Origin of the sequence: Pseudorhodobacter turbinis, assembly GCF_005234135.1 — a bacterium.
GTDB lineage: Bacteria > Pseudomonadota > Alphaproteobacteria > Rhodobacterales > Rhodobacteraceae > Pseudorhodobacter > Pseudorhodobacter turbinis.
Genome location: NZ_CP039964.1, coordinates 1597358 through 1612610 on the forward strand (window position 1 = coordinate 1597358; position 15253 = coordinate 1612610).

At 59.3% G+C, this 15253-nt stretch carries 15 protein-coding genes; 12 read left to right on the forward strand and 3 right to left on the reverse strand.

Features of this window, described 5'->3' with window-relative positions; translation table 11 throughout:
* The first annotated feature begins 152 nt into the window (after positions 1-152).
* Entirely contained in the window at positions 153-2393 is a 2241-nt protein-coding gene (locus EOK75_RS07750) for a DEAD/DEAH box helicase (protein ID WP_137193368.1), read from the forward strand.
* A gap of 314 nt (positions 2394-2707) precedes the next feature.
* Complete coding sequence (gene pheT / locus EOK75_RS07755; RefSeq protein ID WP_137193370.1) at positions 2708-5125, forward strand: phenylalanine--tRNA ligase subunit beta; 2418 nt, start codon at positions 2708-2710, stop codon at positions 5123-5125.
* Between the two features lie 25 nt (positions 5126-5150).
* Here the strand turns inward: pheT and EOK75_RS07760 are convergent, their stop codons facing one another.
* The 3 genes from EOK75_RS07760 to EOK75_RS07770 form a co-directional block, all read right to left on the reverse strand.
* Positions 5151-6185, reverse strand: coding sequence for a YeeE/YedE family protein (locus tag EOK75_RS07760; protein WP_137193372.1), 1035 nt, complete (start codon positions 6183-6185; stop codon positions 5151-5153).
* A gap of 26 nt (positions 6186-6211) precedes the next feature.
* Positions 6212-6496 (reverse strand): ArsR/SmtB family transcription factor, encoded by a 285-nt coding sequence (locus tag EOK75_RS07765; RefSeq protein ID WP_240794043.1) that lies wholly within the window; start codon positions 6494-6496, stop codon positions 6212-6214.
* Positions 6497-6675: 179 nt separating this feature from the next.
* Entirely contained in the window at positions 6676-7080 is a 405-nt protein-coding gene (locus EOK75_RS07770) for a thioredoxin family protein (RefSeq protein WP_240793947.1), read from the reverse strand.
* 142 nt (positions 7081-7222) lie between these two features.
* Between EOK75_RS07770 and EOK75_RS07775 the strand changes: the two genes are divergently transcribed.
* The 10 genes from EOK75_RS07775 (at position 7223) to EOK75_RS07820 (ending at position 15239) form a co-directional block, all read left to right on the forward strand.
* The gene (locus tag EOK75_RS07775) at positions 7223-7960 is read left to right on the forward strand and encodes a cytochrome c biogenesis CcdA family protein (protein ID WP_137194339.1); all 738 of its coding nucleotides are present in this window, start codon (positions 7223-7225) and stop codon (positions 7958-7960) included.
* A gap of 14 nt (positions 7961-7974) precedes the next feature.
* On the forward strand, positions 7975-8538 hold the full coding sequence (locus tag EOK75_RS07780) for a SoxW family protein (RefSeq protein WP_137193378.1): 564 nt from the start codon (positions 7975-7977) through the stop codon (positions 8536-8538).
* A 114-nt stretch (positions 8539-8652) separates the two neighbouring features.
* Positions 8653-9126: a sulfur oxidation c-type cytochrome SoxX gene (gene soxX, locus EOK75_RS07785; RefSeq protein ID WP_137193380.1), complete on the forward strand. Its 474-nt coding sequence runs from the start codon at positions 8653-8655 to the stop codon at positions 9124-9126.
* A 49-nt stretch (positions 9127-9175) separates the two neighbouring features.
* Complete coding sequence (gene soxY, locus EOK75_RS07790) at positions 9176-9595, forward strand: thiosulfate oxidation carrier protein SoxY (protein WP_137193382.1); 420 nt, start codon at positions 9176-9178, stop codon at positions 9593-9595.
* A 17-nt stretch (positions 9596-9612) separates the two neighbouring features.
* Positions 9613-9942, forward strand: coding sequence for a thiosulfate oxidation carrier complex protein SoxZ (gene soxZ / locus EOK75_RS07795; protein ID WP_137193384.1), 330 nt, complete (start codon positions 9613-9615; stop codon positions 9940-9942).
* A gap of 31 nt (positions 9943-9973) precedes the next feature.
* Entirely contained in the window at positions 9974-10834 is an 861-nt protein-coding gene (soxA, locus tag EOK75_RS07800) for a sulfur oxidation c-type cytochrome SoxA (protein ID WP_137193385.1), read from the forward strand.
* A 119-nt stretch (positions 10835-10953) separates the two neighbouring features.
* Positions 10954-12645, forward strand: a complete 1692-nt coding sequence (gene soxB / locus EOK75_RS07805; protein ID WP_137193387.1) for a thiosulfohydrolase SoxB — start codon at positions 10954-10956, stop codon at positions 12643-12645.
* Between the two features lie 27 nt (positions 12646-12672).
* Positions 12673-13938: a sulfite dehydrogenase gene (gene soxC, locus EOK75_RS07810; protein ID WP_137193389.1), complete on the forward strand. Its 1266-nt coding sequence runs from the start codon at positions 12673-12675 to the stop codon at positions 13936-13938.
* Positions 13922-14929 (forward strand): c-type cytochrome, encoded by a 1008-nt coding sequence (locus EOK75_RS07815; protein ID WP_137193390.1) that lies wholly within the window; start codon positions 13922-13924, stop codon positions 14927-14929. Before soxC ends, EOK75_RS07815 begins: the two co-directional genes overlap by 17 nt.
* 1 nt (position 14930) lies before the next feature.
* The gene (locus EOK75_RS07820; RefSeq protein WP_168199178.1) at positions 14931-15239 is read left to right on the forward strand and encodes a c-type cytochrome; all 309 of its coding nucleotides are present in this window, start codon (positions 14931-14933) and stop codon (positions 15237-15239) included.
* Positions 15240-15253: the final 14 nt, after the last annotated feature.

Consider the following 15253-nt stretch of genomic DNA (forward strand, 5'->3'; position numbering starts at 1 on the left):
CAATAGTTTTCATGGACTCTTGGTCCGTTTGCCGCTATCAGACGCGCTTGGCCCAAAGATATTCCGGTGCTGTCAGGCGAGGAGGCCTGTGTCAGTCAGGGGTGTGGCGGCCGTTTAACGGGCAATATCGCCCCTCTGATTAGGCAGAATACATGATCGAAAATATGAATATCGCCGCGCCATTGGCTGCGGCGCTGGATGCTAAGGGCTATGCAAGCCTTACCCCCGTGCAAGAGGCTGTGCTGGCCGACGAGGCCGCAGGGCGCGACCTTTTGGTTTCGGCGCAAACCGGCTCGGGCAAGACCGTGGCCTTCGGGATCGCCATCGCGCCGGATTTGCTGGCCGGGGCTGACCGCTTTTTGTTCGCCGATGTGCCCGCCGCGCTGATCATTGCGCCGACACGGGAACTGGCATTGCAGGTCGCCCGCGAACTGGAATGGCTTTACGCTGATGCCGGTGCCAAAATCGCGACTTGTGTGGGTGGCATGGATTACCGCACCGAAAAGCGCCGTCTGGATCAGGGCGCGCATATCGTTGTCGGCACACCGGGCCGTTTGCGTGACCATATTGAACGCCGCTCGCTTGATCTGTCGGGCTTGAAGGCCGCCGTGCTGGATGAGGCCGATGAGATGCTGGACCTCGGGTTCCGCGATGATCTGGAATTCATCCTGTCCCAAGCCCCGGAAGAGCGTCGCACGCTGATGTTTTCGGCCACCGTGCCAAAAGCAATTGCAGCCTTGGCCAAAGATTTCCAATCTGACGCCCTGCGCATCCAAACCGCCGGTGAGGCCAAGCAGCACGTCGACATCGAATACCGCGCCTTGTCGGTGCAGGTGCGTGACCGCGAACATGCGATATTCAACCTCTTGCGTTTCTATGAGGCCCAAACCGCGATCGTGTTCTGTAAAACCCGCGCCAATGTGAACCATCTGATGGCACGCATGGGCAATCGCGGCTTTGCGGTTGTCGCCCTTTCCGGCGAGCTGTCGCAGCAAGAACGCACCAACGCGCTGACCGCATTGCGGACCGGGCGCGCACGGGTTTGTATCGCAACGGATGTGGCGGCACGCGGCATCGACCTTCCGGGGTTGGAGCTGGTGATCCACGCCGATTTGCCAAGCAACTCTGACACATTGCTGCACCGTTCGGGCCGGACGGGCCGCGCCGGTTCCAAGGGTGTATCGGCGCTGGTCGTTGCCCCGAGCGAGTTCCGCAAGGCGCAGCGTTTGTTGCAGGGTGCCAAGGTTGTGGCCGAATGGGGTGCCGCCCCATCCGCCGAGGAAGTGCAGGAACGTGACGACCAGCGCATTCTGGAACACCCCGCACTGGGGCCGAATGACGGCGAAAACGCCGAGCTTTCGACCATGTTGCTGGAACGTTTCGGGCCAGAGCAGGTTGCCTCGGCCTTCGTGTCGATCTGGCGTCAGGGCCGGTCCTCGCCCGAAGTTTTGTCCGATGTGGCAAAACCCGGAGAGCGGCCAGAACCAAAACCACGCGCTGAATTTGGTGCTTCTATCTGGTACACGATCTCGGTTGGCCACACAGGCCGCGCCGAAGCACGCTGGCTGCTGCCTAAAATCTGCGAAGCGGGCGGCATCACCAAGGACGGCATCGGCGCGATTCGCGTGCAGCATGACCTGACCTATGTGCAGATCGGCAAAGACGTGGCCGATAAATTCGGCAGCGGTCTCGCGCTGGAAGAAGGCGTAGAGATGACCCGCATGGACGGCGAACCCTCGCTTGAGCGCGCCGAACGCCCTGTTCGCGCCCCACGTGAAAAACCGGCCTATAAGCCAAAGCCCTCGCGCTTTGTCGAGGATGACGCCCCGCTGCCAGAGCGCAAACCCTACACCAAGCGCGAGTCCGCCCCCAAGCCAGAAGGCGGGTGGAAATCCGACAGTGGCGCGCCGAAGGGCTACGAATCCTATAAGGACGACAAGCCAAAGCGTGGGCCAAAACCGGATGGGGCCAAGAAACCCTATGCCGCCGATGGCGCGAAGAAGCCTTGGGTGAAACGCGAACCGGGTGACGGCAAGCCGTGGGAAAACCGCGATACGGCCCCGCGCAAGCCCTATGCCAAACGGCCAGATGCCGCTGACGGCGCAAAGCCCTATGCCAAAAAGACCGAAGCCACTGATGGCGCAAAACCCTATGCCAAGCGTGCCGATGGTGCCAAGCCCTACGCACCACGCGGTGCCAGCCCCGAAGCCGGCGGCGAGCGCAAGCCACGTTGGAAGCCCGAAGCAGGGGCGGCCAAGCCGCGCTCGGCAGGGTTCAAATCGCAAGGCGGCAAGCCCGGCGGTAAACCAGGGGCAGGCAAACCTTTTGCCAAGCCAAGCAAGCCAAAGGCAAACGATACCAGCAAACGTTTCGTCCCGCCGAAAAAGGGCTGATTGAACGGTTGGGGCATATAGCAGCCCCAATATGAAACATCGCACATTCCGCGCGGCAATAGCTGCGGGTATGTGGGCCTCTTTCAAGAATGGCCGCGACCCAACCGTCGCGGCCATTTTTTATTGGGCCTTCGGCCATGCCCCGCAGGCACAATACGCCGAAATCGGACAATCCGGCCTTTCCAATCGGTTGGCTTAATCGTACCACCTTTTGCAATGCACCTGCATAAGCTATACGAGATCAGTCTAAATCCGGGATGACGCGGGACGAAAACCGGCCGCTCCCCCTGCTGCACGATAAAAAGGGCTCTGCCATGAAATTCACCCTGTCCTGGCTCAAGGATCATCTGGAAACCACCGCATCGCTTGACGACATTCTATATGCCCTCACCGATCTGGGGCATGAGGTGGAGGGCGTCGAAAACCCTGCAGATACGCTGGGGGCCTTTCGCATCTGCCGCGTGATCGAGGCGGTTCAGCACCCTAATGCCGATCGTTTGCGCCTGTGCCGTGTGGAAACCTTCCCCGGTGGTCCCGGCTCTGCCCCCGAAGAGGTGCAGGTGGTTTGCGGCGCGCCCAACGCCCGCACAGGTCTGGTCGGCGTATTTGCCCCGGTTGGCACCCATGTGCCCGGCACCGGTGTTGACCTGAAACCCGGCAATATTCGCGGCGAGGATAGCAACGGCATGCTGTGTTCCGAGCGCGAGCTGATGCTGTCCGATGATCACGACGGCATTATTGACCTGCCCGAGGATGCACCCTTGGGCGAACGCTTTATCGATTATCGCGGCCTCAACGATCCGATGATTTATGTGAAGATCACACCGAACCGCCCCGACGGGTTGGGGGTGCGCGGCCTGGCACGCGATCTGGCGGCGCGCGGGCTGGGCACACTCAAGCCGATGGATGTGCTGGAAACCAAGGGTGATTTCCCTTGCCCCGTCACCGTCACGATTGATGCGGACCTAAAGGCCAAGACGGCCCCGCATTTCACCGGCCGGTTGATCCGCGGCGTCAAGAATGGCCCCTCGCCTGCATGGTTGCAGGCACGGTTGCGCGCCATTGGCCTGCGCCCGATCTCGGCTTTGGTGGATATTACCAATTACTTTACTGTCGGCCTCAACCGTCCGCTGCATGTGTTCGATGTGGCAAAACTGTCAGGCGGGCTGCGCATCCGCGCGGCGGCTGAGGGCGAAACCTTGCTGGCGCTGGACGGAAAAACCTACACCCTAAGCGCGGGCCAGATGGTCATTGCCGATGATAACGCGCCGGTATCGCTGGCCGGTATTATGGGCGGCGAGGCCTCTGGCTGTACCGAGGAAACCACCGATGTATTCCTCGAATCCGCCTATTGGGACCCGATCACCATTGCCACCACAGGACGCGCGCTGAAAATCAATTCCGATGCGCGCTACCGGTTTGAGCGGGGCGTAGATCCGGCCTTTACCCTGCCGGGCTTGCATCTGGCGACCCAGATGGTCCTCGATCTGTGTGGGGGTGAGGTATCGACCGTTGTCAGTGACGGGGCCGCGATCAACACTGCGCGTTGCTATAAGTTTGATCCTGCGCGCACGGCCTCGCTCGTCGGGATGGAGATTGCGGAATCCGCACAGCGCCAAACGCTTACGGCACTGGGATTCACCTTGAACGGCAACCTTGCCACGCCGCCCACATGGCGCCCTGATGTGCAGGGTGAGGCCGATCTGGTTGAGGAAATCGCCCGCGTTGCCTCTTTGTCGAAACTGGTGGGCAAGCCGCTGCCACGCATCCAAGCGGGCATCCCGGCCCCCATCCTGACGCCCGAGCAGATCCGGGAGCGGAGCGCGCGGCGCACCCTTGCGGCTTTGGGCTATAACGAATGTGTGACCTACAGCTTTATCGATCATACCTCGGCCACATTGTTCGGCGGCGGTACGGATGCGGTGCGTGTGGACAACCCGATCTCCTCCGAGATGTCGCACCTGCGCCCTGACCTGCTGCCCGGCCTTTTGCGCGCCGCGGCCCGCAATCAGGCGCGTGGCTTCATGGATATGCAACTGGCCGAGGTTGGCCCTGCCTTTTCGGGCGGTGAACCCGGCGAGCAGCACACCCAGGCCGCCGGTATTCTGGTAGGCCATAACGCGCCACGTGATCCCTATGGTTCGCGGCGGCCGGTCGATATCTATGATGCCAAGGCCGATGCCGAGGCGGTTCTGGCCGCCCTCGGTGCGCCTGCTCGTGCGCAGATCAACCGCAAGGTTCCCGCATGGTTCCATCCGGGCCGTGCCGGTACGATCGCGCTGGGGCCGAACGCCTTGGCCACTTACGGAGAGGTGCATCCAAAGATCGTCACCGAGATGGGGATCAAAGGTCCGGTCATGGCCTTTACCGTCTATCCCGCCAAGGTGCCGCAACCAAAAGCGAAAACCACCACGCGTCCGGCCCTGACGATCAGCGATCTGCAAGCCGTGGAACGTGATTTCGCCTTTGTCGTCGATAAGGGTGTCGAGGCATTGGTTGCCCTGAATGCAGCGCAAGGTGCCGATAAGGCCCTGATCGCCGAGGTCCGCTTGTTTGACCAGTTCACCGGCGAAAAGGCCGAATCCCAAATGGGCGAGGGCAAGAAATCTATCGCCCTGACCGTGCGCCTGCAACCGACCCAGACCACGCTGACCGACAAGGATATTGAGGCGGTAAGCGCCAAGATTATCGACAAGGTTAGCAAAGCGACAGGCGGCACCCTGCGCGGATAACCATTGGGGGGGCTATGAAGCCCCCCTATTCCGGTTGGAACCCGCCGATCAAGCGGCGCAAACCAAACACAGCCCCCAGTGCAATCGCGGCCAAAGTGACCGGTCCGGACCATGCCAGTGTGGCAAAGGCCGAAACGCCTTGCCCGACCGAGCAGCCCAGCGCCGTCACGCCGCCCACGCCCATCATCGCAGCGCCCGAGACCTGACGGCCCAATTCGCGCGGGTCTTCACAGGCCTCCCAGCGGAACAGCCCGCGCCAAAGCGACCCGGCCAAAGCGCCCAGCATCACCCCGCAGACAGCCCCGACCGAAAAGGAAATCCCACCGGCGGTAGAGGTCATTAGCCAGATCAGCGTCCGGCCCAGCGGTGCGGTAAAGGACAGCCCCTCAACCTGCACGGCGCCAAAGCTTTCCACCGACAGCCATGTCGTCGCCGCAAAGGACCAGACCACAGCCGCCCCAGCCGCCACGCCCCACATCAATTGTCGCGGTGATCCCCGCAGGCCCGGATGCGCCAATGCCCAGATCAATAGCCCCAAGGAAATCACCCCTGCCGTCACCAGTGGCGGCACATTCAAAACATGGGCAATGCCCTGCAGGCCGGTCGCATCCACTTGCGGGAATAGCGCATTGCGGATCGGGGCCAAGGGGCCAGACAGCGCCACAAAAGCAAAAATCCCCATCACAACAACCACAACAAGCGACCGCAAATCCCCACCGCCAAACCGCACCAGCGCGCCAAAGCCACAGTTCCCCGCCATCGCCATGCCATAACCAAACAGCAGCCCCCCCGCGATAGAGGCAAGCGGGTTCCACGCGATCTGATGGTAAAATGTGCCGCCGATATCGATGACACCCAACATGTCGCCCAGATGGGTGCCGAAAATCGCCACCGCCAGAACCACGCCCCAAAGGCGCAACCGACGCTGATCCTCGCCGTAAAGCGCTGATTCAAGCGCCCCTAGCGTGCAAAAATCGCCCAATCGTGCCGATAGGCCCAGCACAACGCCCGCAATCAAACCTGCAAAGGCCGCCCAAACACCGAATGGTACCTCTTCCATGTCACAGCCCCTTTAAGATGCGGGGCTCAGCCCGGATTGCAAAACATATCATAGACGAGGGCCACGGCCCGAATAACCTTGGGATCTTGCAAGGAATAAAAGATCGCCTTGCCATCGCGCCGCGCAGAAACCAACCCCTCCAGCCGTAACCGCGCGAGTTGCTGGCTAACGGCGGCTTGGCGCGATGAAAGCAATGTCTCCAGCTCTGTCACGCTTTTGGGTCCCGATGACAGGTGACACAAAATCATCAAGCGCCCCTCATGCGCGAGCGCTTTCAGAAAATTGGCTGCCTCATTGGCGTTTTCCAACATTTTCTCAGGTGGGATTGCGGCACAGGGAATGTCCTGCGCTTGGGTGTCGTCTGATCTGGCTGTGTCAGGTGGCACCCCAGCACTCCTCGCCCTCGGGCCCGTGTTTATCATGGGCCGTTATTTTCTGCTGCGCTTATTGCACAAGGTGTACGACAGCGTCACGCTGTAAACCGCCGCTGTTATTCCAATGTCGCACCGGCCTTAGTCAGCATTTCTTCCAGCAAGACCCAAAAGAAGTCCTCACCGGCATAGCCTTCAAGGCGGCCAACCTCTTGCCCATCTTCTACCAACACGAAGGTCGGTGTAAAGGCGGGGCGGCGGACAAAGGTCACACCCTCCGGTACTTCTGCGCGCAGATCGATCCGTTTCAGCGGGGCGGCGCGCCCTTCGGCGGTCAAGTGATAGGCATCGCCAACCTCGGCGTCCCAACGCTCACAGTAAATACAGCCCGCCTGTTCCACCATATAAAGCGTAAAAGACCCCGCCCAAGCCGCAGTGCCGACACCGCAGACGCCCAGCGCCAAGACGACGGTCATCGCGAGGCGGCGAAAGCGGGAAAGAAAGGGTCGTGTGGTGATGAGCATGATTGACGGCCTGCTAAAATATATTCACATTGTAATATGAATTACTATTGGCGCAAGCCCCATGTCGGGCGTCGGGTGGTATCACACCCCGCGAACCCGCCGCGGGCCGTTTATGCCAAAGATCAACCGGGTGGAGCCGCATATGTTTGAGATCAGTTACGGTGGGGCGGCCTTGGCCGGAATATTAAGCTTTTTATCGCCCTGTATTCTGCCGATGGTGCCGTTTTACCTGTCATATATGGCAGGCATCTCAATGCAGGAATTGCGCGGCGACGGTGAAATCGCGCCCGGTGCGCAAAAACGGCTGGTTGCATCGGCGATTGCCTTTGCGCTTGGCGTGACCTCGATCTTTGTGCTTTTGGGCTTGGGGGCGACGGCGCTTGGGTCAGCGTTTATTCAGTGGAAAGAGCAGCTTTCCTATGTTGCGGCGGCGGTGCTGTTTGTGTTTGGCCTGCATTTTCTGGGCATCATCAAGGTGCCATTCCTATACCGTGAGGCGCGCATCGAGGCGAAAACCGAACCCTCCAGTCTGATCGGCGCCTATGTGATGGGGCTTGCCTTCGGCTTTGGCTGGACGCCTTGTGTGGGGCCGGCCTTGGCTGCGATCCTGTTCATGGCCTCGGCATCAGGGGACCTGTGGCAGGGCGGCAGCCTGTTGCTGGTTTACGGGTTGTCGATGACCTTACCCTTTGTGATCGCCGCCCTTTTTGCCAAGCCGTTTCTGGCGTGGGTCGGGCGCAATCGCAAATACCTTGGCCATGTCGAAAAGATCATGGGGGCGATGTTGATCCTGTTTGCGATTCTCATCGCGACCAATTCGGTTAACTATATCGCAGATTTCATGATCCGACATTTCGACTGGTCCGCCACGCTTAAATAAATCAGGAGGCTTTTATGACCCGCATTTTCGCCACGCTTGCAACCATGCTTGCCCTTGCCATGCCAGTTTCGGCGACCGAATTGGGCGACGACGGGCTGCATAAACCCGAATGGCTGCGCGATACCTTCAAGGATTTGCGTGATGATTTGGCCGAGGCAAATGCCGACGGCAAGCGCCTGATGGTGATCTGGGAGCAGCGTGGCTGCATTTATTGCAGCAAAATGTATGAGGAGGTCTTTCCCGACCCCGCAATCGATGCGCTGATCCGCGATAACTATTTTGTCGTGCAGATGAACCTTTTCGGCGATGTGGAGGTGACGGATTTTGACGGCAAGGCCCTACCCGAAAAGGAAATGGCGCGGCGCTGGGGCGTGGTCTTTACCCCCACGATGATGTTCTTTCCCGAAAAGGTGGGCGAAGACCAGACCGCACAGCAGGCCTCCATCGTCACCATGCCCGGCGCATTTGGCAAAGGCACGACCGGTGCGCTTTTGACTTGGGTCAAGGACAAAGAGTACGAAACGGGCGAACATTTCCAGAAGTACCTCGCTCGCACACTGGTTGCCCCTGGCCAGTAACGCGCTGCCTCGCAGCCGCGCGCGGTCAAATATGCAATAATTTAAATATCATTATTGCACAAAGCGCCAAGCTTGGTCTATCCTCAGATTCGGAGGAAACAGGGAGGACTTCGAATGAAGCGCCAAATTATATTTGGTATGGTTGCTGCTGCGTTTTGCGCAGGCGCTGCCATGGCAGAGACTGGACCCGCCAACGTGGAATACACGGATGGCGCAATTACACAATCATTGTCCGGCACACCCGGCAACCCGGAAGAGGGCAAGGTAGTCTTTAGCACGGCTTCTTTGGGCAACTGCGTGGCGTGCCATGCGGCTGAAATCACCAAGGATCTCCCGTTTCCCGGCGATGTTGGCCCCGCCCTTGATGGTGCCGCAGACCGCTGGACCGAAGCCGAGCTTCGGGGACTTGTCAGCAATGCAAAGATGACGTTCGAAGGCACGGTTATGCCCGCCTTTTACAAATCATCCGGCTATATCCGCCCCGGCAACAACTATACCGGCAAGGCGGGTACCGAGCCGCTTGCACCGATCCTTAACGCCCAGCAGGTCGAAGACGTTGTCGCCTTTTTGCTGACGTTTAAAGAATAACCCAACACCCCTGTCCGGCATAATCCGGATGTGACTGAGGAGTGAAAAGATGAACTTTTCCAGAAGAGAAGCCCTCGTGCTGGCCTTGGGCAGCGTGGCAGCCGCCGCGATCCCTTCGCTGGCCTTGGCAAGCGTTGATGAGGCCGTCGCCGCCTTTACCGGCGGCGCCGAAATTGGCACCGGCCCGGGCGTTACCCTGACCGCACCGGAAATCGCGGAAAACGGCAACACCGTTCCCGTATCTGTCGATGCCCCTGATGCAATTGCCATTCTGGTGCTGGCCGCCGGCAACCCGACCCCTGCGGTCGCAACCTTCAAGTTTGGCGAATTGGCCGGGGCGCATATGGCCTCTACCCGTATTCGCCTATCCAAGACGCAAGACGTTGTCGCCATTGCCCAACTGGCAGATGGCACCTTCGTGCGCACGTCTTCGGAAGTGAAAGTCACCATCGGCGGCTGCGGCGGCTGATTTAGGGAGATATTGACATGGCAGATAACGTAAAACCCCGTGTAAAAGTGCCGAAATCAGCCAAGGCTGGTGAGGCGATTGTTATAAAAACGCTGATCAGCCACCCGATGGAATCCGGTCAGCGCAAGGACAAGGAAGGCGCTGTTATTCCTCGGTCCATCATCAACCGCTTCACCTGCGACTTTAACGGCAAGAACGTGATCGACGCGACGCTGGAGCCTGCAATTTCCACGAACCCCTACATCGAGTTTGAGGCAATGGTTCCGGAAGCGGGTGAATTCAAGTTCACTTGGTATGATGATGACGGCTCTGTCTATGAAGAGAGCAAGTCAATCGAAATCGCCTGATTTCCGCAGCCACATAGAGGGAGGAGACAATATGAAGCCGCGGACAATCAAGACGGCACTAGCCGCAACCGCATTCTTTGGCCTTGCCGTAACCGGCATGGCCCTTGCAGAGCCTGTTGATGACAAGCTCATCATCGAAGGGGAAGAAATCAAGACCATCGCCGAACCATCGGCCCATTTAGATGGCGCCTTGCCAGAGCTGGTTTCAGGCTGGCATTATCGTGATACCGAAACCCGCGCCATGCAGATGGACGATTTCGACAATCCCGGCATGATCTTTGTGGATCGCGGGCTTGATATCTGGAACGCCGCTGACGGAACAGAAGACAAATCCTGCGCCTCGTGCCATGAAGGCCCCGAAAGCATGGCAGGGCTGCGCGCGGTCACGCCTCGGGTTGATGCGAAAACCGGCGATGTCATGAATATCGAAGGTTATATCAACGATTGTCGCACCACCCGTATGGGCGCCGAAGCATGGAATCTTAAGGGCGATCCGATGACGGATGTGCTTGCCCTTATTTCGTTGCAGTCGCGCGGTGAATTGATGAACGTTGCCATTGATGGGCCTGCCGCCCCCGTCTATGAAATGGGCAAAGAGATCTACTACACCCGCTATGGCCAGCTGGAGCTTTCATGCGCCAACTGCCATGAGGATAACAACGGCAACCACATCCGCTCGGACCATCTGTCCCAAGGGCATACCAACGGGTTTCCGGTCTATCGTCTGAAACAAGCGGCGCTTTTGACCGCACAACATCGTTTCGTTGGCTGTGTCCGCGACACCCGCGCCGAAACCTTCGGGCTTGGCTCGGATGAACTCAACGCGCTGGAACTTTATGTCGCGTCGCGCGGCAACGGTCTGGCCGTCGAGGGCGTTAGCGTTCGTCACTAAGCCTTTCGGGCGCCCTTAGTCGGGGCGCCCGCACACCTTAAACGCTTTTAAAACCATGAAACGACCTCCCCGCCTTTTGGGCGCTTGGCTTGGTCATGTCTGTACGAAAGGATCACATCATGATCTCGCGGCGCGAGTTTCTTCAGGCCTCGGTGGCCGCATCCGCCCTTTATGGCGCGTCAGGCGTTGGCAATTGGTCCCGCCTTGCAGCACAGCAGGCCTTGACCCAAGACCAGCTTTTGCAGTTTGACGCCTTCGGGAATGTCACCCTGATCCATATCACCGACATCCATGCCCAGCTCAAACCGATCTGGTTCCGTGAACCAGAGATCAATATCGGCGTTGGCGATGTCAAAGGCATTCCGCCCCATGTCACCGGCATGGATTTCATCAAGGAATTCAACCTGCAGCCCGGCAGCCCCGAGGCCTATGCGCTGACCCATGAAGATTTCACCGCCCTTGGCAAAACTTACGGCAAGATGGGCGGCATGGACCGTGTGGCGACAGTCGTCAAATCCATCCGCGCCGAGCGCCCCGAGGCGATTATTCTGGACGGTGGCGATACGTGGCACGGCTCCATGACCTCACTTTTGACCAAGGGGCAGGATGTGGTCAATGTGATGAACAAACTTGGCGTCGAGGCGATGACCTCGCATTGGGAATGGACCCTTGGCACCGAGCGCGTGCAGGAAATCGTAGGCGCGTTGCCCTTCCCCTTCCTTGGACAGAATATCTTTGATGCTGAATGGGATGAGCCCGCGTTTGAGCCCTACACATGGTTTGAACGTGGCGGCGCAAAGGTTGCCGTTATCGGGCAGGCCTTCCCCTATATGCCGATCGCCAACCCCGGCTGGATGTTCCCTGAATACAGCTTTGGCATCCGTGATGAGCGTATGCAGGAAATGGTCGAAGAGGTGCGCGCCGCCGGGGCCGATCTGGTTGTTGTGCTGTCGCATAACGGCTTTGACGTGGACCGCAAGATGGCGTCACGCGTCAAGGGGATCGACGTCATTCTGACCGGTCACACCCATGATGCGATCCCCGAGCCGGTGCTGGTGGGTGAAACCATCCTCATCGCCTCGGGCAGCCACGGGAAATATGTCAGCCGCGTCGATCTGGATGTGCGCGACGGCAAGATGATGGGCTTTCGCCACAAGCTGATCCCGATTTTCGCGGATGTGATTACGCCAGATACCGAGATGGCCGACCTGATCGACGCCGAACGCGCGCCCTTCAAGGACCAGCTGGAAGAGGTGATCGGCAAGACCGAAAGCCTGCTCTACCGTCGTGGTAATTTCAACGGCACATGGGATGACCTGATCTGCGATGCCATGCTGTCAGAGCGTGACGCAGAAATTGCCATGTCCCCCGGTGTGCGTTGGGGTGCCAGCGTGATGCCCGGTCAGGACATCACCCGTGAGGATATCCATAACGCCACCTCGATGACCTATCCCAACTGCTACCGCACCGAGATGACGGGTGAATTCCTGAACGTCGTGCTAGAGGATGTGGCCGACAACTTGTTCAACACCGACCCCTATTACCAACAGGGCGGCGATATGGTGCGGGTGGGCGGTCTTGGCTATTCCATCGATGTCTCCAGGCCCATCGGCAGCCGGATCTCCAACATGACCCTGCTGAAAACCGGCGAGGCGATTGACCCCGCGCGGACCTATATCGTGGCCGGCTGGGCATCGGTGAATGAAGGCACCGAAGGCCCGCCAATTTGGGACGTGGTCGAGGACCATATCCGCAAGATCGGCACCGTCAAACTTGATCCCAATACCTCGGTCAAAGTGACCGGCGTCTAAACCCAACCGCTTCAGAAAGGTTTCGTCATGACAAACGAACCCACCAATGGCACAACCCGCCGCGGCTTTCTGGCCGCCAGTGCGGCGACAGGCACGGCCCTTGTTGCGGGCGGTGCGGCTGCGCAAACCCCCGATCCGCTGATTACCGAGGTGCAGGAATGGGCGTCCGGCCTTGGCCTTGGCGTCGATGATGCGCCCTACGGCATGCCCATCCACTTTGAGGCGGATGTGGTACGCCGCAATGTGGAATGGCTGACGGCGGATGTGATCTCCTCGATCAACTTCACGCCGATCCATGCGCTGGATGGCACGATCACGCCCCAAGGCTGCGCGTTTGAGCGCCACCACTCCGGCGCGATCGAACTGGCCAAGGAAGATTACCGGCTGATGATCAACGGGCTGGTCGATACGCCCTTGGTTTTCACCTATGAGGACTTGGAACGGTTCCCCCGTGTCACCCGCACCTTCTTTCTGGAATGCGCGGCGAATTCAGGGATGGAATGGGCCGGCGCGCAGCTGAACGGGTCGCAATTCACCCACGGCATGATCCACAATATGGAATATACCGGCGTCACCCTGCGCACGCTTTTGGATGAGGCGGGCATCAAGCCTGAGGGAAACTGGCTTTACGTTGAGGGCGCGGATGCGTCATCGAACGGACGGTCGATCCCCATGGAAAAGGCGCTGGATGATTGCATGATCGCCTTCAAAGCCAATGGGGAGGCGCTGCGGATGGAGCATGGCTATCCGGTGCGGTTGATCGTTCCGGGCTGGGAGGGCAACCTTTGGGTCAAATGGCTGCGCCGGATGGAAGTGACCGATGCGCCGGTGGAAAGCCGTGAGGAAACCTCGAAATATACCGATACGATGGAAAACGGCACCTCGCGCAAATGGACATGGGTGATGGATGCGAAATCCGTGATCACCGCGCCAAGCCCGCAAATGCCGATCAAGCACGGCCATGGCCCCCTGGTTATCACCGGGCTGGCATGGTCGGGGCGCGGCGCGGTTACGGGCGTTGATGTCTCGGTCAATGGGGGCAAGACATGGGCCAAGGCGCGGCTTGCCGCACCGGGGCAGGAAATGGCCTTGACGCGTTTCTATTTCGATTACAACTGGCAGGGCGAAGAGATGCTGTTGCAATCACGTGTCACCGATAGCACCGGCTATGTGCAGCCGACCAAGGCGCAGCTGCGTGCGGTTCGCGGCCTTAATTCCGTCTATCACAACAATGCTATTCAAACCTGGTGGGTCAAAACCAATGGGGAGGCTGAAAATGTCGAAGTTTCTTAATCTCGCGCTTGCGGCAAGCCTGCTCGCAACCCCTGCCATGGCGGATAAACTGGGCCTTGGCCGTGCCGCCCTGCCCGAAGAGATTGCCGCATGGGACAAGGACGTGCGCCCCGATGGCAAGGGCCTTCCTGTCGGGTCCGGCGATGCGCTGGTGGGTGAGGAGATCTTTGCCGATCAATGCGCCTCATGCCACGGTGATTTTGCCGAGGGCGTCGACAACTGGCCGAAACTTGCGGGCGGCATGAACACGCTGAACCGCGAGGACCCGCTGAAAACAGTGGGCAGCTATTGGCCGCATGTGTCGACCGTTTGGGATTACGTCAACCGCTCCATGCCCTTTGGCGCGGCCCAAACGCTGGCGCCAGACGACGTCTATGCCATTGTCGCCTATATCCTTTATTCCAACGATCTGATCGAGGATGATTTCGTTCTGTCGAATGAGAATCTTGCGGATTTCGAGTTGCCCAATGTGGGCGGGTTTTTCGTCGATGATCGGGAAACCACCGAATATCCGCAATTCTCGGCGCCTGCCTGTATGGAAAACTGCAAGGACAGCGTGGAAATCACGATGCATGCGACCGTGCTGGATGTGACGCCCGATGACCTGACCGATGACGATCCGGTTGAAGAGGCCGAAGCACCGGAACCGGTTGTCGAAGCGGCTGTTGATCCGGCCCTGATCGAAGCCGGCGAAAGGGTGTTCAAGAAATGCGCCGCCTGTCATCAGGTTGGTGAAGGCGCCAAGCACCGCACCGGCCCGACCCTGAACGGGATGATCGACCGGACGGCGGGCACTGTTGACGGGTTCAAATATTCCCCCTCGATGATTGAGGCGGGTGCGGGTGATATGATCTGGGATGATGCGACCCTGCATGCCTATCTTGAAAAACCACGCGACGTCGTGCCGAAAACCAAGATGTCCTTTGCAGGGCTGAAGAAGGCCGAAGACCGAGATGCCGTCATCGCCTATCTCGCGACTTTCGGGGAATAGAATGAACTGGGGGGCGCGCTTCCTCCTGTCGTTTCTCGCGGCGCTGCCCAGTGGCGCCGCGGCACAAACCCTTGGCGATCCAGAATACGGAGCGTACCTCTCGGCGGAATGCGCCACCTGTCACCAGCGCGATGGATCGTTTGATGGGATCCCCTCCATCACCAACTGGCCGGAGGAGGATTTTATGGCCGCCATGTTCGCCTATCGGGCCAAACAGCGGCCCCATCCGGTGATGCAAATGCTGGCCGCCCGCCTGTCGGATGAGGAAATCGCCGCGCTTGCTGCCTATTACGCCACAATCAAAAACTGAAACGGGAGGATTTA

Coding starts and splice junctions, on each gene's coding strand:
- soxA (WP_137193385.1), top strand. CDS start 9,974: ATGAAGCCGCGGACAATCAAGACGGCACTAGCCGCAACCGCATTCTTT.
- soxZ (WP_137193384.1), top strand. CDS start 9,613: ATGGCAGATAACGTAAAACCCCGTGTAAAAGTGCCGAAATCAGCCAAG.
- EOK75_RS07770 (WP_240793947.1), bottom strand. CDS start 7,080: ATGCTCATCACCACACGACCCTTTCTTTCCCGCTTTCGCCGCCTCGCG.
- EOK75_RS07820 (WP_168199178.1), top strand. CDS start 14,931: ATGAACTGGGGGGCGCGCTTCCTCCTGTCGTTTCTCGCGGCGCTGCCC.
- EOK75_RS07760 (WP_137193372.1), bottom strand. CDS start 6,185: ATGGAAGAGGTACCATTCGGTGTTTGGGCGGCCTTTGCAGGTTTGATT.
- EOK75_RS07750 (WP_137193368.1), top strand. CDS start 153: ATGATCGAAAATATGAATATCGCCGCGCCATTGGCTGCGGCGCTGGAT.
- EOK75_RS07815 (WP_137193390.1), top strand. CDS start 13,922: ATGTCGAAGTTTCTTAATCTCGCGCTTGCGGCAAGCCTGCTCGCAACC.
- pheT (WP_137193370.1), top strand. CDS start 2,708: ATGAAATTCACCCTGTCCTGGCTCAAGGATCATCTGGAAACCACCGCA.
- EOK75_RS07765 (WP_240794043.1), bottom strand. CDS start 6,496: ATGTTGGAAAACGCCAATGAGGCAGCCAATTTTCTGAAAGCGCTCGCG.
- soxC (WP_137193389.1), top strand. CDS start 12,673: ATGACAAACGAACCCACCAATGGCACAACCCGCCGCGGCTTTCTGGCC.
- EOK75_RS07780 (WP_137193378.1), top strand. CDS start 7,975: ATGACCCGCATTTTCGCCACGCTTGCAACCATGCTTGCCCTTGCCATG.
- soxB (WP_137193387.1), top strand. CDS start 10,954: ATGATCTCGCGGCGCGAGTTTCTTCAGGCCTCGGTGGCCGCATCCGCC.
- soxX (WP_137193380.1), top strand. CDS start 8,653: ATGAAGCGCCAAATTATATTTGGTATGGTTGCTGCTGCGTTTTGCGCA.
- EOK75_RS07775 (WP_137194339.1), top strand. CDS start 7,223: ATGTTTGAGATCAGTTACGGTGGGGCGGCCTTGGCCGGAATATTAAGC.
- soxY (WP_137193382.1), top strand. CDS start 9,176: ATGAACTTTTCCAGAAGAGAAGCCCTCGTGCTGGCCTTGGGCAGCGTG.